Source organism: Azospira sp. MPR-LB4, from assembly GCF_058809525.1.
In genome coordinates this window covers 2,038,193-2,056,480 of record NZ_CM179521.1, presented here as the reverse complement: position 1 = coordinate 2,056,480, position 18,288 = coordinate 2,038,193, and the positions used below count along the sequence as shown (strand labels likewise).

Genomic DNA, 18,288 nt, shown 5'->3' with positions numbered 1-18,288 from the left:
GCCGCAGCAAGGCCCGCCTCTCCGGCGGGCCTTTGTTTTTGCGGCTTTACATTCTTTTACCGAGGCCGTCAGCTACTTAACGGGGAGCGCCCCTAAATTCGCCGCATCGCCATACTTACGGCGCCCGCCGTCAGGGTCCGCCGCCGCTGCCATGACTTTGCCCCCCATTTCCGCCAGCGCAGCCGCCCGGGCGGAACGCCGCTACCACCAGGGTATCGCCTGCCTGGAAGCGGGGCAGGGGGAGGAGGCGGAGGCCCATCTGCGTCAGGCCCTGGCTTTGGCGCCCCAGCTGACCCGGGCCCGGGCCAACCTGGGCTATGTGCTGGAGGAACGGGGCGCCTGGGCGGAGGCCGAGGCCGCCTACCGCCGCGCCCTGGCGGAAGATCCCGGCCTGGGGCCGGTGTGGCTCAACCTGGGCGGCCTGCTGCTGTCCCGGGGGCGGGCCGAGGAGGCCCTGCCTGTGTGCCTGCAGACCCTCTCCCTGCTGCCCGGGGCGGCGGCGGCCTGGGTCAATCTGGGGGCAGCCTGCATCTGCCTGGAGGATTTCGCCCAGGGCGAGCGCTGCCTGCTGAAGGCCCTCAGCCTGGAGCCGGACCGGCCGTCGGCCCACATCAACCTGGCCTACCTGCTGCTGCGCCAGGGGCGCTACGAGGCGGGCTGGGAGTGCTTCGAGGCCCGGCCCTGGTACCGGGAACTGGCGGCCCATGCCCATTGCCCGCGCTGGCACGGCGAGGCGCCGGCGGGGCGCCACCTGCTGGTGCTGTGCGAGGCCGGCCATGGGGACATGATCCAGTTCTGCCGCTACCTGCCCCTGCTCCGGGCCCGGGGCGCCCGTCTCAGCCTGGTCTGCCAGCCGGCCCTGGTACGCCTCTTCGCCGCCCTGCCGGGGGTGGAGCGGGTCATTCCCCTGGCCGACCTGCCTGCCGCCCGGGGCGACTGGGATGCCTGGGTGCCCCTGATGAGCCTGCCCCGCCATTTCGCCACCCGGGTGGACAGCATTCCCGCCGCCCTGCCCTATCTGCAGGTCGGAGCCCCTGAACGCCAGGCCTGGCGGCTGCGCCTGCCGGCGGCAGGCCTGCGGGTGGGTCTGGCGTGGCGCGGCAATCCCCGCTTCGAGAACGACGGCGAGCGCTCCCTGCCCGGGCTGTGGACCCTGGCGCCCCTGGCGGCGGTGCCCGGCATCGCCCTGGTCAGCCTGCAGAAGGGCGAGGCGGAGGAAGAGGCCCTGTGGACCCCGGCCGGCATGCGCATCGCCGCCTTGGGCTCGGAGCTGACGGACTTCGCCGACACGGCGGCCCTCATCGCCAACCTGGATCTGGTGATTGCGGTGGATACGGCGGTGGCCCATCTGGCGGCGGCCCTGGGCGTGGCCTGCTGGCTGCTGCTGCCCCGCTACAAGACCGATTGGCGCTGGCTCGAAGGGCGCCAGGATTCGCCCTGGTATCCGGGGGTGATGCGCCTGTTCCGCCAGGAGCGGCGGGGCGACTGGGACGAGGTGGTGTCCCGGGTGGCCGGGGAACTGGCGGCCTGGGCTGACGGTGCAACTCCTGACAGCGGGACCCCTGCCCTAGAGGTGGGCGCTCACGGAGAGGGTGCCTAGGGCCGGCCCGTCCTCGTTGCCGAAGCACTCCGCCAGATGGGCGCAGACGCCGCAGGAGGGAGCGCGGCAGGCGCGGATCTCGGCCTGCTCGCACAGTTGCAGGTAGAAGAACTTTTTCCAGCGCATATTGCCCGTGTTGCGCGCGAAGAGCCGGGGAAAGTGTTCCCGCAGCAGGTCCGACAGGGCCTGCCGGTGGGGCAGGCCCAGGTCCTGCCACAGGTGGTTGTCGCCGAGGCAGCCCTTGGCCACGGCGGCGGCCAGGGGCCGGCTCTCCGGTCCGCTGCCATGGTCGAGCAGGAGGGCCAGCAGGTCCTCGTACTCGTCGTCCCGGGCCCGGGGCAGGCGGGTGAGACGGCCCAGGTCCATCAGGGCCAGGTAGTGGGCGGCGTCCATGGCGGCGGCTCGGGGCGGAACGGGATTCAGGCCTTGGCCGGGGCGTGGCTGATGCACTTCTTGGAACAGTTGCGGGCACAGGCCTCGCAGCCGACGCAGTTCTCCGGGTGGGCCACGGTCATGACCTTTTTCTCGTACTCGTCGTCGTCGCCGTCGTCGATGGCGATCAGTTCGCCCTCGTCGTCCATGGCCATGAGGGAAAGCACGTCCCGGCCGCAGGTCTTGAAGCAGCGGCCGCAGCCGATGCACTTTTCGTCGTCGATGCTTTGCACGAAGTTGGGAATCCACTCCACACCGGAGGGCAGGGTGACGCTGAAGACAGACATGATGGCTCCTTGTAGAAAAATTCAGCGGGGCAGGGTGGCGGCCAGGGCGTAGTGGCGCCGCTCCGGGCGGCAGGCGCCGGCGGCGCCGTGCTCCCGGGTGCACACCAGCCAGTTGCCGGCGAGGCGCCAGGCGAACACCGACTGGCCGTAGCAGCGGGCTTCCTGGAAGGCGCCTTCCTCGTCGTCCACGATGGGGGCGGGCACTTCATAGACGTGGTGGTAGAAGCAGTTCTCGCCCCAGCGGTCGAAGCCCATGACCCGCACGCCGCCGGCCTGAAGGTCCGCCTCCCGCTCGAAGCGGATGGGCACCGCGGTGCGCCGCCGGTAGTCCGCCGGCAGGTAGCGTTGCCATTCGCGGCGCCAGGAGGTCTCGTCCCGGGTCAGGTCGGGCAGGCGTTCCACGATTCCTCCTAGCCCAGCTCGGCCAGGCGCTGCCGCGCCGCGGTGAGGGCGGCGTAGGCGTCGTGGGTCTTCTGGGCCGTTTCCATGATGTTTTCCCAGTTCACCGGCAGCTCCTCCGAGAGGTCGTGCAGGTTCATCTTCCAGGTCATGGCCTGGGCCGAGAGCTTCTTGATCTGGGCCTTCAGTTCTTCGGGGTTGTCGCTCATGGGGGATTCCTTAAATCGTGGCCACAGAAGGCACAGAGATCACAGAGGGGAAAACATCGCAGCGGAAACGCCGGGGGGTTTGACGATCCATATTGCCGCCGCTACTGCCCGGAATTCCTCTGTGCTCTCTGTGTCCTCTGTGGCTAAAGCCTTTCAACCGTAATTCGCCACCTCGCCAAAGCGGGCGATCATGGCCACCGCTTCGTTGACGATCTTGTCGCCCTGTTCGGCCAGGGCTTCCAGGGAGTCGAAGCCGAAGCGGTGCACGTCCCGGTGGTACTTGTTGAACACCACCAGGCGGCCGGCGATGAGCACCACGCGGCCGAAGCCCTCGTGGCTCATCTTGATCATGGGGGCGCACATCACCTTGCTCTGGCGCTCGATGGCCAGGCCGATGGCGTTGTAGTACAGCTCCAGGCGCCACAACACTTCCGGGTCCGGGTCGTCGATGATGGGGATGGCCTTGCGGGCCTCCTTGTCCAGCACGTAGGGACCCACCACTTCCACATCGCTCTTGCCGTCCCAGTGGCCGTAGCTGTCCTGGGAACGCAGCTGCTTGACCAGCTCGGAGAGGAAGGGGGAGTCGGCAATGGCAAAAGTTGTGCAGACAGCTGAATCAGACATGGGATTTTTCCTCTTCCAGGGCGTCGTCGAAATTGCGTTCCTGATTCTTCATCAGGGCCTTGCGCAGCCAGGGCGGCGGGGTGCCCTTGAGCACGGCCTGCAGCTTGCCGATGATGGCGGTGATGGGTTCCGGATTGGGCACCTTCACCGGGTGGATCTTCATGTTCACCACCCGGGCTGCCGCCGAGCCGCCAATGGCGGCCACGTACACGATGGCGCAGTCCTGGATGGCTTCCAGCTTGGCTCCCAGCTTGTCCTCGGTGCCGTCCTCCTTCAGGTCTCCCTCGAAGCGGACCACGGTGGCCAGGGTCGAGCTGTCGGCGGTGATGTCGTAGATGGCGATGTTGCGGGCCCAGCCGAAGTGGGCGTCCACCTGTTGCAGGTCCTCGGTGGCGAATGCGACTTTCAGCGGTTTGCTCATGGCGGCACCTTCCTTGGTTGATTCAGTGACAAGCGACAGCCGCCGCACCGTGCGCGCAGCCGGTGCCGCAGCTGGCGGCGGGTTCGGCGGTCGGCCGGAAATCGTCGGGGACGGCTTCGTGCAGGTTTTCAATGAAGACATTGCCCACCTCGAAAATCAGGTTCCGGGTGCCCCGGTAGCCCACGCTCACCTTGTGGGCCGCGCCGAGGCGGTCGAAGGTGGGCAGGCCGGAGCGCCAGAAGGGGATGCCCAGCCGCGCCGCCGCCTGGCGGCCGTGGGCATGGGTGATGAGCAGGTCGGCGCCGACGGCGCCCTGCTCGAAGTCTTCCAGGTCGCCGATCAGAACTTCGTCCGCCGGCACCCGGTTGAGGAGCGGGGATTCGGTGCTGGTGACGGCTACCTGGATTTCCGCCCCCATCTCCGTGAGGAAGGTGGTGAGGGCGTACAGCAGGTCCGGCTCGGCGGCCACCGCCACCTTCTTTTTGCCGAAGTGGAAGTGGCCGTCCAGCATGGCGTCCAGCAGCTGGCTGCGCTGGCGCTTGAAGCGGGGAGGCACCTCGGTGTTGGCGATGCGGGAGAGCAGGGCCAGGAAGTCGTCGCAGGGCTTCAGACCGGTGAGCCGGTCGAAGACGGTGTAGGGCACGCCGGCGATGTCCTTCAGCTTTGCCGCCGCCGCCCGGCCCTGTTCGCCGATGACCAGGGTGTAGGCCGACTCGCCCATGCTGCGCAGTTCGTCGAGCCGGGTGCCGCCCAGGGTGGTGGGCAGGAAGGTCTCGGGAATGTGGCCGTCCATGGAGCCGGAGAGGTCGGGCAGCACCACCGGGGTGAGGCCGAAGGCTTCGACCATCTCCTTCACCTCCTCGATGTCGCCGGGGGTGAGGTGGCAGCCGGGCAGGATGTTCACCTGCCAGGGCCGGCGCACATTCGACGGTTTGGCGATGGTCTCCACCATGCGCAGCACCGCCTTGCCCCAGCCGTCCTGGAAGGCGCCGGCGAAGTCCGGGGTGGAGACGAACACCACCTCCATGTCCGCCAGTTCCGGGTGCTTCTGCCGGATCAGCTGGAGGAAACCGTCCACGTCGTCGCCCTTGGCTTCGGTGATGCCGGTGGAGATGAGGCCCACCAGGGCCGGGGCAGCCCGCTTGTGGATATTCACCAGGGCCTGCTCCACGTTCTCCAGGCCGCCGAGGATGGTGGTGACCTCGTTCATGGCCGTGGTCTGCAGGGGAATGGTCTCGCGGAAGTGCTTGACGAAGAGCACCAGGCCGAAGGCGGTGCAGCCCTGGGAGCCGTGCAGCAGGGGCAGGGCCTGGTCCATGCCGAGGAAGGCCAGGGCGGCGCCGATGGGCTGGCTCATTTTCAGCGGATTGACGGCGCAGGCCTTCCTGCTGTGCTTGACCTCAGCCATGGCACACCTCGCCTGCGCACTCTTCCTGATTACAGGACTGCCATTCTTCGAGGTCCTGTTCCCAGTCGGGCCGCTCCCAGGGGGCCGGCTGGCGTACCTGCTGCCACACCGGGTTGTAGAGGGCCTTGTCGATCTCATCCACCAGATTGACGATACCGTCGTAGCCGGCCAGGGCGTGGTGCCGCTCCTGGTTGATCTCCACCCAGGGGGTCTTGGCCTTCAGCGCCACGAACTGGGAGCGGCCGCCGGAGAGCATCACGTCGGCCTGGGAGTCCCTGAGCATCCGGTACATCTCCCGGGGCGGCAGCTCGTCGAACATGTGGGCGTCGGTGCCCATGATTTCCTTCACCTTCTCCCGGTCGTTGGCGGTGGTCTTGCGCATGGAGGTGCCGACGATTTCCATGCCCACTTCCTGCAGGGCCGCGACCACGGACCAGGACTTCACCCCGCCGGTGAACAGCAGCACCCGCTTGCCCTTCAGGCGCGCCTTGTAGGGCTCCAGTCGGGCCCAGGCCTTGGCCTCCTCCCGGGCGATGAGGGCCTCGGCCCGTTCCGGCAGATCCGCCGGGCCGCCCTGGCGCACCAGCAGGGCGCTGATCTTGCGCAGGGCGTCGGACATGTCGGAGACGCCGTAGAAGCTGCCCTCGAAGAAGGGGATGCCGTAGCGTTCTTCCATCTTGCGCGCCACGTTGATCAGGGCCTGGGAGCACAGCATGATGGCGGCCCGCGCCTTGTGGGCCGTGGCGATGTCGTTGTAACGGCCGTCGCCGGAGATGGTGGCGAGGATGCGGATGCCCAGCTCGTCGAAGAGGGGCTTCACCTGCCACAACTCCCCCACCACGTTGTATTCGCCGATCAGGTTGATGTCGCAGGGGGTGGTGTACTCGGGCTCCCGGGTGCCGATGACGTAGTCCAGCAGGGCCTCGCCGCCCAGCTTGTTGCCCAGGTTTTTGCTGCCGACGAAGCCGGGGGCGTTCACCGGGATCACCGGCTTGCCGAACTTGGCGGCGGCGGCCTTGCACACCGCCTCGATGTCGTCGCCGATCATGGCCGGCAGGCAGGTCTGGTACACGAAGACCGCCGGCGGGTCGTACTTGTCGATGATTTCCTTGATGGCCCGATAGAGCTTCTTCTCGCCGCCGTACACCACGTCCATCTCGTTCATGTCGGTGGTGAAGCCGGTGCGGTAGATATGGGAGCCGGAGGAGAGGGTATGGCGCGAATCCCAGGAATTGCCTTCGCAGGCGATGGGGCCGTGTACCAGATGGGCCACGTCCACGATGGGCTGCAGGGCGATCTTGGCCCCGTCGAAGGCACAGCCGCCGGCAGCGGCGCCCGGAGTGAGCTGCTTCTTGCAGCCCGCCTTGCGTTCCTTCTCGCCCTTGGCCTGGTTGGTGGCGCAACCCGGCTCTTCCAGGACACTGGCCACCTTCTGTTGCAACGCGCTCATGTCGGCTCTCCTACAATTTTTCTTTTGTGAGCCTTAAGTAGCAGGTTTGGTGCCAGTGCCCGGCACTGCCCCAAAGTGCTTGTTTTTGCTGCCTCGTCAGGGCCGTGGCGGCGCCATGGGGCACCGTCCTGTCGGTTTCGCGACAGCCCCGGGGGGCCTCTTGTTGCACTTGGCACCAGACCGGCCGGACCGGGGGCCAGCCTTTATGCCGGCCCCTGCTCGCGGTATATTTGCCCGCCTATGACTGACATTCGCCCTGCCATCGTCCTGCTTTCCGGCGGCCTGGACTCCGCCACCTGCCTGGCCATCGCCAAGAGCGAAGGCTTTGCCCCCTATTGCCTGTCCTTCGACTACGGCCAGCGCCACAAGGCCGAGCTGCAGGCCGCCGCCCGGGTGGCGGCCGCCCTCGGCGCCAAGGAGCACCGCGTGGTGCGCCTGGACATCGGCCAGTTCGGCGGCTCCGCCCTCACCGACAGTTCCATTGCCGTGCCCGTCGAGGGCGTCCAGGCCGGCGGCATCCCCGTCACCTATGTGCCGGCCCGCAACACCGTCATGCTCTCCTTCGCCCTGGCCTGGGCCGAGGTGCTGGGGGCCAAGGACATATTCGTCGGTGTGAATGCCGTGGATTATTCCGGCTACCCGGACTGCCGCCCCGAATTCATCGCCGCCTTCGAACGCATGGCCAATCTGGCCACCAAGGCCGGGGTGGAAGGGGCCGAGCTGCATGTGCATGCGCCCCTGATCGACCTCACCAAGGCCCAGATCATCCAGCGCGGCACCGCCCTCGGTGTCGATTACGGCATCACCGTCTCCTGCTACCAGGCCGACGACGAGGGCCGGGCCTGCGGCGTCTGCGATTCCTGCCGCCTGCGGGCCGAAGGCTTCCGCGCCGCCGGCCTGGCCGATCCCACGCCCTACCGTAGCGCCTGATGGACAGCCTGCCCGATCTGTCGCCCCTGCTGTGGCTGGCCGCCGGCCTCGGCGGCCTCTTCGGCGCCGTCGCTCAGCGCACCTGCTTCTGCACCATGGGCGCGGTGTCCGACATCGTGAACATGGGGGACTGGAACCGCATGGGCATGTGGCTGCTGGCCATGGGCACGGCGGTGCTGGGTACTGCCGGCCTGCAGCTGGCGGGCCTCATCGACGTGGCCAATTCCATCTACACCGCCCCCCGCCTGCTGTGGGCGTCCCACCTGGTGGGCGGCCTGCTGTTCGGCATCGGCATGGTGCTGGCCTCGGGCTGCGGCGCCAAGACCCTGGTGCGCCTGGGGGGCGGCAATCTCAAGTCCCTGGTGGTGTTCCTGGTCATGGGCCTCACCGCCCTGGCCACCCTCAAGGGCCTGCCGGCCCTGCTGCGGGTCGGCCTGCTGGATGTCCTGGCCGTGGATCTGTCCGCCCCGGGCCAGGACCTGCCCCGGCTGCTGCAGCCTCTCCTGGGGCTGCCGCCGGCCACGGCGTCGGCCCTGGTGGCCGGCAGCGTCGGCGGCCTGCTGCTGGCGGCGCCCCTGCTGCGCGCCGACTTCCGCCAGGCCGAGTACATCCTCGGCGGTCTGGCCATCGGCGCCGCCGTGGTGGGCGGCTGGTTCCTCAGCGGCCATCTGGCCTTCGTCGCCGAACATCCCGACACCCTGCAGCCGGCTTTCCTTGGCACCAACAGCGGCCGCATGGAGTCCCTCACCTTCGTCGCCCCGCCGGCCTACGCCCTGGAACTGTTCGCCACCTGGAGCGACGCCAGCCGCAAGCTGACCCTGGGCATCGCCACGGTGCTCGGCGTCGTCGCCGGTTCCGCCCTGGTGGCCCTGTCCCGCCGCAGCTTCCGCTGGGAAGGCTTCCGCGATGCGGAAGACACGGCCAGCCACCTCATCGGTGCTGTCCTCATGGGCTTCGGTGGCGTCACCGCCCTCGGCTGCACCGTGGGCCAGGGCCTCTCCGGCATCTCCACCCTGGCCCTGGGCAGCCTCATCACCACCCTGTCCATCATTGCCGGCGCCTGGCTGGCCCTGCGCCTGCAGTACCGGCGCATGCTCAACGAATAGCCCGCCCGCCCGCATCAATCCCGGGTTTGACAGGCCCCGGGGGGCCCCCTATAATTCGCGCTCCGTTTTTGCGGGTCGGTAGCTCAGTCGGTAGAGCAGCGGACTTTTAATCCGTTGGTCGCGAGTTCGAATCTCGCCCGACCCACCAGCCTCTGGAAAAAAGAGGTGTACAAACGGAAGTAGGGCGGCTATAATGCGCCCCTCATTCGGGTTGTTAGCTCAGTTGGTAGAGCAGCGGACTCTTAATCCGTAGGTCGAGTGTTCGAGCCACTCACAACCCACCAGATTCAGGTAAAACGGCCTCCGCTAGGGGGCCGTTTTATTTTGCAGGGCTGCCGTTTTCTCGCTGGCGGCTCGAATGTGTGGCCCATGTAGCTCAGTGGCAGAGCACTCCCTTGGTAAGGGAGAGGTCGGCAGTTCAATCCTGCCCATGGGCACCATCCTTTCCGGTGGCGCCAAGCCGTCCGCAGCGCGCCCCGTCCGGGGCTATTTTTTTGTCTTGAGCCGGTGCAGGTTTTCTCTCCAGGGGAAGTCATGAAGATGATTGCGCGGAGTTGCTCTGTCCTGTTGTGCCTGTTCGCCTTCCTGGCGGCGCCGGCCTTTGCCAATGAAGGCGGCGGCGGGGCGGCGGCGGAGCCCCTGCGTTTCGTCGTCAATCTGGCCGGCAGCGGCCGCATCCTGCAGGTGGACATGGTGTTCGAGGTGGCCCACGCCGAGGTGGATGGGACTCTCAAGGCCATCCGTCCCAAGGTGCAGCACAAGCTCATCATCCTGCTCTCCTCCGAGCAGCCGGAACAGCTGCTGACCCTGGAGGGCAAGAAGGCCCTGGCGGAAAGCATCCGCGACGTCCTCAACAAACTCCTCGACGAGACGCCCAAGAGCGGCGTCAAGGAAGTGCTGTTCACCAACTTCATCATCCAGTAGGCGAGTCCGCCTTCCTGATCGCCAGGGCCGCTACAGGCGGTGCCGGGCGGCAAGAAAAAAGCCCCGGGGCCTTGCGGCCGGCGGGGCTTTTCTTTTTGGCCGGGGCTGGCCCGGCCGTTGCGACTCAGCGCTGCTTCTTGGCATCCACCACGGCCAGGGCCGTCATGTTCACCAGGCGGCGCACGGTGGCGGTGGCGGTCAGCACGTGCACCGGCTTGGCCACACCCATGAGGATGGGGCCGATGGTGACGCCTTCGCCGCCGGTCATCTTCAGCAGGTTGTAGGAGATGTTGGCGGCGTCCAGGTTGGGCATCACCAGCACGTTGGCCTCGCCCTTGAGGGGGGATTCCGGATCGGACTGCAGGCGGATTTCCTCGGACAGGGCGGAGTCGCCGTGCATTTCGCCGTCGATCTCTAGGTCCGGGGCCTTGGCCCGGGCGATGTCGGCGGCTTCGGACATCTTGCGGGCGGAGGCGGACTGGGAGGAGCCGAAGTTGGAGTGGGAGAGCAGGGCCACCTTGGGGGTGATGCCGAAGCTGCGCACGGTCTCGGCGGCCATCACGGCGATGTCGGCCAGCTGCTGGGCGTCCGGGTTCTCATTGACGTGGGTGTCGCAGAGGAACAGGGCCCGGTTGGGCAGCAGCAGGTGGTTCATGGCGGCCAGGGTGTTGTGGCCGGCGGCCTTGCCGATCACCTCTTCCACCTGGCGCAGGTGGTGGGCGAAGCGGCCGCTCATGCCGCAGATCAGGGCGTCGGCGTAGCCGAGCTTGACCAGCATGGCGCCGATGATGGTGTTGTCGGAGCGCAGGCGCATCTTGGCGATGTCGATGGTGACGCCGCGACGCTTCATCAGCTGGTGGTAGGCGCTCCAGCATTCCTTGTAGCGCTCGTCGTAGTTGGGGTTCACCACTTCGAAGTGCTCGCCGGCCTTGAGCTTGGAGCCGATCTTCTGCAGCCGGGCTTCGATCACTTCCGGGCGGCCCACCAGGATGGGCTTGGCCAGGCGCTCTTCCAGGATCACCTGGATGGCGCGCAGGACGCGCTCGTCCTCGCCTTCGGCGTAGATGACGCGGCTGGCTTCGCCCTGCTTGGCGGCAGAGAAGACGGCGCGCATGCCGACGCCGGTGTGGGTGTTGAATTCCTTCAGCTTGTCCCGGTAGGCGTCCATGTCCACGATGGGACGGGTGGCGACGCCGGATTCCATGGCGGCCCGGGCCACGGCCGGGGCGATGATGGAGATGAGGCGGGGATCGAAGGGCTTGGGAATCAGGTACTCGGGGCCGAAGGTCAGCTGCTGGCCCTGGTAGGCCATGGCCACTTCGTCGCTGACTTCTTCCTGGGCCAGGGCGGCGATGGCCTTGACGCAGGCCAGCTTCATTTCCTCGGTGATGCGCTTGGCGCCCACATCCAGGGCGCCGCGGAAGATGAAGGGGAAGCAGAGGACGTTATTGACCTGGTTGGCGTAGTCGGAGCGGCCGGTGGCGATGATGGCGTCGGGACGGACTTCCTTGGCCAGTTCCGGCATGATTTCCGGGGTTGGGTTGGCCAGGGCGAAGATCAGCGGGTCCTTGGCCATCTGCTTGACCATCTCGGCCTTCAGCACGCCGGCGGCGGAGAGGCCGAGGAAGATGTCGGCACCGACGATGGCGTCGGCCAGGGTGCGGGCGCTGGTTTCCTGGGCGTAGCGGGCCTTGGTGGCTTCCATCTTGGCATCGCGGCCGATGTAGATGACACCCTTGGAGTCGCAGACGGTGACGTTTTCGCGCTTGATGCCCAGCTCGCACCACAGGTTGAGGCAGGAGATGGCGGCGGCGCCGGCGCCGGAGCAGACCACCTTGACGCTGGCGATGTCCTTGCCGATGACCTTCAGGCCATTGAGCATGGCGGCGGCGGAAATGATGGCGGTGCCGTGCTGGTCGTCGTGGAAGACGGGGATGGACATGCGTTCCTTCAGCTTCTCTTCAATGTAGAAGCATTCGGGGGCCTTGATGTCCTCCAGGTTCACGCCACCCAGGGTGGGTTCCAGGGCGGCGATCATGTCGATCAGCTTGTCCGGGTCGTTTTCGGAGATTTCGATGTCGAAAACGTCGATGCCGGCGAATTTCTTGAACAGGCAGCCCTTGCCTTCCATCACCGGCTTGGCGGCGAGGGGGCCGATGTTGCCCAGGCCCAGCACGGCGGTGCCGTTGGTGACCACGCCCACCAGGTTGCCGCGGGAAGTCATTTCATCCACGGCGTTGGGGTTGGCGACGATTTCCTCACAGGCGTAAGCCACGCCGGGGGAGTAGGCCAGGGCCAGGTCCCGCTGGTTGGTCAGACCCTTGGTGGGGCGAACGGCGATCTTGCCGGGGGTCGGCAGGCGGTGATATTCGAGCGCTGCTTCGCGCAGATCCTTTTCCATGACTTAACTCCTGGGGAGCCGCGCGGGCTCCCGGGCTTGCTGTGAAAAATAAAAGAGCGGAAGTATGCGGGTTTTTCCCAATGGACGCAAAGAGCGGTTATCCACAACTGCTTGTTGCGGCACAGCATTTTGGCCTCGGGAAGCGGGCGGAAAAAGCGCGAAAAATCGCTGCCGGGAATGTCGCCGCTGATGGGGTGGCGGCCGCTGCCGGCCGCCGCCCCGTCAGCGCTACCAGGGCTGGCCGGGCAGGGCGGCGCGCCACTTGTCCCAGTCGATGGCGGCGGCGGTGGCGTCGGCCAGGCGGTTGAGGTCCGCCTCGCGCCGGGCCACCGGGTCCACCGTCTGCGCCGGGGCGAAGCCCAGGTCGGCGCCGGCCCAGGCCAGCAGGGCGGCGAGGGCCTCGGGCTGGTCGAAGAGGCCGTGGCAGTAGGTGGCGAGGATCTGCCCGTCCGCCGACAGGGCGCCGTCGGGGCGGCCGTCGGCGAAGATGGCGGCGGGCCGCTCCAGGGCCGGGCCGTGGCTGACGCCCATATGGATTTCGTAGCCGGCCAGGGCCGCGTCCCCGGGCAGGCACAGCCGGCCGCTCACGTTGCGCAGCTGCTTTTCCGCCGCCAGGGAGGTTTCCAGGTCCAGCAGGCCGAGGCCGTCGGCGGAGCCGGGGGCGCCTTCCAGGCCGAGGGGGTCGTGCAGGCGGCGGCCCAGCATCTGCAGGCCGCCGCAGATGCCGATGACCTTGCCGCCGTAGCGCAGGTGGCGGCGCAGGGCAGTGTCCCAGCCATGCTGGCGCAGCCAGGCCAGGTCGGCCTGGACGCTCTTGGAGCCGGGCAGGACGATCAGGTCCACGTCCTGGGGCGGCGCCTCGTTGGGGCCGATGAAGCGGAAATCCACTTCCGGATGCAGGCGCAGGGGGTCCAGGTCGTTGTGGTTGGAGGTGCGCGGATAGACAGGCGCCACGGCCCTGAGACGGCGGCCCTGGCTGGGGCCCGCATCCAGGCTGGTGCGCGCCACGGCATCCTCCGCGTCCAGGTACAGGCCGTGCAGGTAGGGCAGGACCCCCAGAACGGGTTTGCCGGTGCGGGCCTCCAGCCAGTCCAGTCCCGGTTGCAGCAGGCTGATGTCGCCGCGGAAGCGGTTGATGAGAAAGCCCACGGTGCGCTGCTGTTCGCTCTCCGAGAGCAGCGCCAGGGTGCCCACCAGATGGGCGAAGACGCCGCCCCGGTCGATGTCGGCCACCAGCACCACCGGGCAATCCACCGCCTCGGCGAAGCCCATGTTGGCGATGTCCCGGTCCCGCAGGTTGATCTCCGCCGGGCTGCCGGCCCCTTCCACCAGCACCGCCTCGTATTGCTCACAGAGGCGGCCGTAGGATTGCAGCACCGCCGCCATGGCCCGGGGCTTGTACTCGTGGTAGTCCCGGGCGTTGAGGTCGGCCACCGCCTGGCCGTGGATGATGACCTGGGCGCCGGTGTCGGTATTGGGTTTCAGGAGCACCGGATTGAAGTCGGTATGGGGCTCCAGGCCGGCCGCCAGGGCCTGCAGGGCCTGGGCCCGGCCGATCTCGCCGCCGTCCACGGTGACGGCGGAATTCAAGGCCATGTTCTGGGACTTGAAGGGCGCCACGCGTACGCCGCGCCGGTGCAGCAGACGGCACAGGGCCGCCACCACGGTGCTTTTTCCCGCGTCCGAGGTGCAACCCTGGACCATGAGGGTGGGCTTATTCATTTAAAATCCGCTCTTTCGTGCCAGGACGATGCAACAGCGCCGGCACTGTTGCCCGGTCGGCCGGCCGCTCTGTGCGGCGCCTGCCCGGGGGGTCTGATAGAAACCACGGATTATCCCATGCCCAGCTGGCTTGCCCTGCCCTTAGCCGCCCTTCTCGGCGTCGGTCTCGACCGGCTGCTGGGGGAGCCGCGTCGCGGCCATCCCCTGGTGGCCTTCGGCGCCCTGGCCAACCTGCTGGAAAAAGCCCTGCGGCCGCCGCCCGCCGTTGCCTCCCGCTCCGCCCTGCGCATCTTCGGCCTGCTCGCCTGGAGCTTCGCCGTGCTGCCGCCGGTGCTGCTCGCCGCCTGGGCCAGCGCCACGCCCTGGCTGGGCATCCTGGCCGACGCCGGCCTGCTCTACTTCGCCCTCGGCGCCCGCAGCCTGAAGGAACACGCCGACGCCGTGGCCGTGCCCCTGGCCGGCGGCGACCTGGCCACGGCGCGCCAGAAGGTGGGCTACATGGTCAGCCGCGATACCACCGCCCTGGACGAATCCGGGGTGGCCAAGGCCTGCGTCGAATCGGTATTGGAGAACGGCAACGACGCCGTCTTCGGCACCCTCTTCTGGTTCGCCCTGCTTGGCGGTCCCGGCGCTTTGTTGTTCCGCCTGGCCAACACCCTGGATGCCATGTGGGGCTACAAGAACGAGCGCTTCCTGCACTTCGGCTGGGCCGCCGCCCGCCTCGACGACCTGCTCAACTGGCCCGCCGCCCGCCTCACCGCCCTGACCTACGCCTGGCTCGGCAACACCCGCCGGGCCCTGGCCTGCTGGAAAGCCCAGGCCCCCACTTGGGAGAGCCCCAACGCCGGCCCGGTGATGGCCGCCGGCGCCGGTTCCCTCGGCGTCCTCCTGGGCGGTGCCGCCATCTACCACGGCCGGGAGGAACAGCGCCCGCCTTTGGGCGAAGGCCGTCCTGCCGCCGCCTTCGACATCGACCGGGCCAGCCATCTGGTGCAACGCGGCCTGGTCCTGTGGCTGGCAGCCATCGTCGCCCTGCTGCCCCTCATCGCCCTGGTGCAGTTCCTTCTCGGAAAGGTCTTCCATGCTTGAACACGGCGGCCGCCTGCGCCAGGCAGCCCGGCAGTGGGGCATTCCCCTGGCGGACTGGCTCGATCTTTCCACCGGCATCAATCCCTGGGCCTATCCCATTCCCGGCATTCCCATCAATGCCTGGCAGCGCCTGCCGGAAGAGGAGGACGGCCTGGAGGCGGCCGCCCGCAATTACTACGGGGCCAAGCACGTGCTGGCCCTGGCCGGCTCCCAGGCTGCCATCCAGACCCTGCCCAAGCTGCTGCCGCCGGGCCGGGCGGCGGTGCTGGCTCCGTCCTACGCTGAACACGCCGCCGCCTGGGTCAAGGCCGAATGGGCCGTCACCCCCTTCGCCCCGCCCCGGCTGGAAGAGGTGGCCAAGGAGCACAACGTGGTGGTGGTGGTGAACCCCAACAATCCCACCGGCGAGCGCATCACCGCCCGCCGCCTGCGCGCTGCCGCCCGGGCCCTGGCCAAGCGGGGCGGCCTGCTGGTGGTGGACGAGGCCTTTGCCGACGCCGATCCCCGGGATTCCCTGGCCGATCTGGCCGGCACCAAGGCGGCGCCCAACATCATCGTGCTGCGTTCCCTGGGCAAGTTCTTCGGCCTGGCCGGGGCCCGGGTCGGCTTTGCCATCGGCCGGCCCGAACTGCTGGAGGCCCTGGCCGACACCCTGGGCCCCTGGCCGGTGGCCGGCCCGGCCCGCTGGGTGGCCCGCTGCGCCCTGGAAGACCGGGCCTGGCAGGCCGACATGCGCCAGGAACTGCAGGTGGCCGCCGAGCGCCTGGAAACCCTGCTGCAGGACAGCCTGGGGGCCAGCACCGGCACCGGCCTCTTCCGCTGGCTGCCCCATCCCCGGGCCGACTGGGTGTATGACGAGCTGGCCCGCCGCGGCATCCTGGTGCGCCTGTTCCTGGAAGTGGACGGCTCCTCCAGCCTGCGCTTCGGCCTGCCCGGCAGCGACGACGAATGGCGCCGCCTGGAAGGCGCCCTCAACGAACTGAGGAAGGATCTATGAAAGCCGTTCTGCTGCTGTCCCTGGCCCTCTGCGGCGGCGCCGCCCAGGCCGCCGACATCGTGCTCAAGGACGACACGGGGGCGACCCTGCGGTTGCCGGCCCCGGCCCGGCGCATCGTCAGCCTGGCGCCCCATGTCACGGAAAACCTCTTCGCCGCCGGCGCCGGCGGGCAGGTGGTGGGCACCGTGGACTACAGCGACTATCCGGAGGCGGCGAAGAAAATCGCCCGGGTCGGCGGCTACTCCCGCCTGGACCTGGAGGCGGTGGCGGCCCTGCGCCCCGACCTCATCATCGCCTGGGAAAGCGGCAACGCCCCCGGCCACGTGGCCAAGCTGCGCAGCCTGGGCATCCCCGTTTTCATCTCCCAGCCCAACCGTATCGAGGACGTGGCCGAGCTGCTGGAGAAGTTCGGCCAGCTGGCCGGCACCAGTGCCGTCGCCAACGGCGCCGCCGCCCGCTTCCGCGCGCGGCTGGCGGAAATCCGCAAGCAGTATTCCGGGCAGCCCAGGGTTCCCACCTTTTACCAGATCTGGAAACAGCCCCTGATGTCCGTCGGCCGCCAGCAGATCATTTCCGACGTCATCAGCCTGTGCGGCGGCAGCAACGTCTTCGGTCAGGTGGAACAGATGGCGCCCAAGGTGAGCGAGGAAGCGGTGCTGGCCGCCAATCCGGAAGCCATCGTCGCCAGCGGCATGGGCGATTCCCGGCCCGAGTGGCTGGACGACTGGAAGCGCTGGAAGCAGATCACCGCCGTGGCCCGGGACAACCTCTTCTTCGTCCCGCCCGAGCTGATCCAGCGCCACACGCCGCGCATCCTGGAAGGGGCGGCCCGCCTCTGCGAACACCTGGAGACGGCCCGCCACCGCCGTCCGGCCCGGTAGGTCGCCGCCATGCGCATGCTCCTGCTGCTGTGCTCCCTGCTCCTGGCCTGGGGCGCCCGGGCCGAGGTGGAAATGGATTCCGAGACGGACTTCCATTTCCGCGCCTTCGGCATCGAGCCGGCGGACCGGGTGGAGTGGGGCGAAGGCCATCTCACCGCCGGCGTGGACCGGGAGCTGCGGCCCGAGCGGGGCACCCGGCGGCGCACGGTGACGCCCCTGGAAGCCACCTTCGGCCTGGGCGCCGGCTTCAGCGCCGTGGTCGGCCTGGAGGGCAGTTCTCACACCCTCTTCGACGACGGCAGCGGTTCCCGCGCCGCCTCCCGGGAGGTGCTGCTCAAATACGCCCTGCCGGCCTGGAACGGCCTCCACGTGGCGGCCTTTGCCGGCGCCAACCGCCTGCAGGACCAGGAGCACCACAGTCACACCCGGGGCTTCAGCCTCAACCTGGATACGGACCTGGGCACCTTCGGCAGCGGCTATTCCCAGGACCGGCGGCGTCCCGGCGAGCCCCACCAGGGGCGCGAGTGGGGCGTGAACTGGTTCCGCCTGTGGGACGCCGGCCCCCTGCACGGCTGGGGCCTGGCGGCGGAGGCGCGCTTCGTGCGCAGCCCCCTGGGGGAACGCATCGACCACTGGCTGCTGGGCGTCGCCCGGGTGGTGGGCAAGGGCCTGCTGGCGGACGTGGCCATCGGTGGCAGCGGCGGCGACACCGACGCGCGGCGGCTGACGGCGGGCATTTCCTGGTTCTACTGAGCCCGTCGCCGCCGGGCTGGCTATGATGGAAGGGTTTTGCCCGCCGGAGCCCGCCATGAAAAAACAGTCCGTTCTCCTCGCCGAAGCCTACCGCCTGCTGGAACCCGGCCCGGTGCTGCTGCTCACCACCGCCGATCCCCGGGGTGGGCGGCCCAATGTGATGACCCTCTCCTGGCACATGATGATGGAGTTCGAGCCGCCCCTGGTGGGCGTCCTGGTCAGCGGCCGGGACGACAGCTTCGCCTGGCTCGAGGCCAACGGCGAGTGCGTGCTCAACATTCCCACCGCCGACCTGGCGCCCCAGGTGGTGGCCTGCGGCAACAGCCACGGGCGCCGCCGCGACAAGTTCCGCCTCACCGGCCTGACGCCGAGTCCCGCCTCCCGGGTCGGCGCTCCCCTCATCGACGAGTGCTATGCCAGCCTGGAGTGCGTGGTGCACGACCGGGGCTGGGTGGCGCGCTACAACCTGTTCGTGCTCGAAGTGGTGGCCGCCTGGGCCGAACCGCGCAAGCGCCCCCGCACCCTGCACCACCGGGGCTGGGGCGAGTTTGCCGTGGCCGGCTCGGTGCTGCGCCTGCCCTCGGCCATGAAGTGAGATGAAGGTTTGACCCTGCGGCTTTACCCCGCCCGGGAACTAGGGTGTTGCCGGGTGGCA

The 18,288-nt window shown here is 68.5% G+C and carries 19 protein-coding genes and 3 tRNA genes; 12 read left to right on the top strand and 10 right to left on the bottom strand.

Going from position 1 to position 18,288, the window contains the following annotated elements:
* The first annotated feature begins 151 nt into the window (after positions 1–151).
* On the top strand, positions 152–1,600 hold the full coding sequence (locus AC3QLZ_RS09665) for a tetratricopeptide repeat protein (RefSeq protein WP_014235669.1): 1,449 nt from the start codon (positions 152–154) through the stop codon (positions 1,598–1,600).
* On the opposite strand, the gene AC3QLZ_RS09660 is transcribed toward AC3QLZ_RS09665, so the two are convergent.
* The 8 genes from AC3QLZ_RS09660 to nifE form a co-directional block, all read right to left on the bottom strand.
* Positions 1,568–1,993, bottom strand: a complete 426-nt coding sequence (locus tag AC3QLZ_RS09660; RefSeq protein ID WP_014235668.1) for a nitrogen fixation protein NifQ — start codon at positions 1,991–1,993, stop codon at positions 1,568–1,570. The two genes, AC3QLZ_RS09665 and AC3QLZ_RS09660, sit on opposite strands and share 33 nt — an antisense overlap.
* Positions 1,994–2,019: 26 nt before the next feature.
* A complete protein-coding gene (gene fdxB / locus AC3QLZ_RS09655) occupies positions 2,020–2,319 on the bottom strand; it encodes a ferredoxin III, nif-specific (protein ID WP_014235667.1) in 300 nt (99 codons plus the stop codon).
* Positions 2,320–2,340: 21 nt separating this feature from the next.
* Positions 2,341–2,721, bottom strand: coding sequence for a hypothetical protein (locus AC3QLZ_RS09650; protein WP_014235666.1), 381 nt, complete (start codon positions 2,719–2,721; stop codon positions 2,341–2,343).
* A gap of 8 nt (positions 2,722–2,729) precedes the next feature.
* Positions 2,730–2,927 (bottom strand): CCE_0567 family metalloprotein, encoded by a 198-nt coding sequence (locus AC3QLZ_RS09645; RefSeq protein ID WP_014235665.1) that lies wholly within the window; start codon positions 2,925–2,927, stop codon positions 2,730–2,732.
* A gap of 153 nt (positions 2,928–3,080) precedes the next feature.
* Positions 3,081–3,551 (bottom strand): NifX-associated nitrogen fixation protein, encoded by a 471-nt coding sequence (locus AC3QLZ_RS09640; protein WP_014235664.1) that lies wholly within the window; start codon positions 3,549–3,551, stop codon positions 3,081–3,083.
* Positions 3,544–3,972, bottom strand: a complete 429-nt coding sequence (gene nifX, locus AC3QLZ_RS09635; RefSeq protein ID WP_014235663.1) for a nitrogen fixation protein NifX — start codon at positions 3,970–3,972, stop codon at positions 3,544–3,546. The genes AC3QLZ_RS09640 and nifX overlap by 8 nt, the downstream gene beginning before the upstream one ends.
* Positions 3,973–3,994: 22 nt before the next feature.
* Positions 3,995–5,380, bottom strand: coding sequence for a nitrogenase iron-molybdenum cofactor biosynthesis protein NifN (gene nifN, locus AC3QLZ_RS09630; RefSeq protein WP_014235662.1), 1,386 nt, complete (start codon positions 5,378–5,380; stop codon positions 3,995–3,997).
* Positions 5,373–6,830 carry a nitrogenase iron-molybdenum cofactor biosynthesis protein NifE gene (nifE, locus tag AC3QLZ_RS09625; protein ID WP_014235661.1) on the bottom strand — a complete coding sequence of 486 codons (1,458 nt, stop codon included), beginning with the start codon at positions 6,828–6,830 and terminating at the stop codon, positions 5,373–5,375. The genes nifN and nifE overlap by 8 nt, the downstream gene beginning before the upstream one ends.
* A 240-nt stretch (positions 6,831–7,070) precedes the next feature.
* Here nifE and queC point away from each other — a divergent pair, with 240 nt between their 5' ends.
* From queC to AC3QLZ_RS09595, 6 genes are all read left to right on the top strand, one after another.
* A complete protein-coding gene (gene queC / locus AC3QLZ_RS09620) occupies positions 7,071–7,760 on the top strand; it encodes a 7-cyano-7-deazaguanine synthase QueC (protein WP_014235660.1) in 690 nt (229 codons plus the stop codon).
* On the top strand, positions 7,760–8,866 hold the full coding sequence (locus AC3QLZ_RS09615) for a YeeE/YedE family protein (protein WP_014235659.1): 1,107 nt from the start codon (positions 7,760–7,762) through the stop codon (positions 8,864–8,866). Before queC ends, AC3QLZ_RS09615 begins: the two co-directional genes overlap by 1 nt.
* 72 nt (positions 8,867–8,938) lie before the next feature.
* Positions 8,939–9,014: transfer RNA gene (locus tag AC3QLZ_RS09610), tRNA-Lys, on the top strand.
* A gap of 60 nt (positions 9,015–9,074) precedes the next feature.
* Positions 9,075–9,150, top strand: a tRNA-Lys gene (locus tag AC3QLZ_RS09605).
* A gap of 81 nt (positions 9,151–9,231) precedes the next feature.
* A tRNA-Thr gene (locus AC3QLZ_RS09600) sits at positions 9,232–9,306 on the top strand.
* 94 nt (positions 9,307–9,400) lie between these two features.
* Positions 9,401–9,790: a flagellar basal body-associated FliL family protein gene (locus AC3QLZ_RS09595; RefSeq protein ID WP_014235658.1), complete on the top strand. Its 390-nt coding sequence runs from the start codon at positions 9,401–9,403 to the stop codon at positions 9,788–9,790.
* A gap of 124 nt (positions 9,791–9,914) precedes the next feature.
* Here AC3QLZ_RS09595 and AC3QLZ_RS09590 read toward each other — a convergent pair whose 3' ends face one another.
* Together AC3QLZ_RS09590 and AC3QLZ_RS09585 are read right to left on the bottom strand one after the other, a co-directional pair.
* A complete protein-coding gene (locus AC3QLZ_RS09590) occupies positions 9,915–12,191 on the bottom strand; it encodes an NADP-dependent malic enzyme (protein WP_014235657.1) in 2,277 nt (758 codons plus the stop codon).
* A gap of 228 nt (positions 12,192–12,419) precedes the next feature.
* On the bottom strand, positions 12,420–13,913 hold the full coding sequence (locus tag AC3QLZ_RS09585) for a cobyric acid synthase (protein ID WP_014235656.1): 1,494 nt from the start codon (positions 13,911–13,913) through the stop codon (positions 12,420–12,422).
* Positions 13,914–14,030: 117 nt separating this feature from the next.
* Between AC3QLZ_RS09585 and cbiB the strand changes: the two genes are divergently transcribed.
* Genes cbiB through AC3QLZ_RS09560 form a run of 5 tightly spaced genes read left to right on the top strand, consistent with a single transcriptional unit; the run spans position 14,031 to position 18,228 of the window.
* Positions 14,031–15,002 carry an adenosylcobinamide-phosphate synthase CbiB gene (gene cbiB, locus AC3QLZ_RS09580; protein ID WP_014235655.1) on the top strand — a complete coding sequence of 324 codons (972 nt, stop codon included), beginning with the start codon at positions 14,031–14,033 and terminating at the stop codon, positions 15,000–15,002.
* Positions 14,995–15,999, top strand: a complete 1,005-nt coding sequence (gene cobD / locus AC3QLZ_RS09575) for a threonine-phosphate decarboxylase CobD (protein WP_014235654.1) — start codon at positions 14,995–14,997, stop codon at positions 15,997–15,999. The genes cbiB and cobD overlap by 8 nt, the downstream gene beginning before the upstream one ends.
* Positions 15,996–16,880, top strand: coding sequence for a cobalamin-binding protein (locus tag AC3QLZ_RS09570; protein ID WP_014235653.1), 885 nt, complete (start codon positions 15,996–15,998; stop codon positions 16,878–16,880). The genes cobD and AC3QLZ_RS09570 overlap by 4 nt, the downstream gene beginning before the upstream one ends.
* A gap of 9 nt (positions 16,881–16,889) precedes the next feature.
* Positions 16,890–17,633 carry a hypothetical protein gene (locus AC3QLZ_RS09565; protein WP_014235652.1) on the top strand — a complete coding sequence of 248 codons (744 nt, stop codon included), beginning with the start codon at positions 16,890–16,892 and terminating at the stop codon, positions 17,631–17,633.
* Positions 17,634–17,688: 55 nt separating this feature from the next.
* Positions 17,689–18,228, top strand: coding sequence for a flavin reductase family protein (locus tag AC3QLZ_RS09560; protein ID WP_014235651.1), 540 nt, complete (start codon positions 17,689–17,691; stop codon positions 18,226–18,228).
* Positions 18,229–18,288 lie beyond the last annotated feature (60 nt).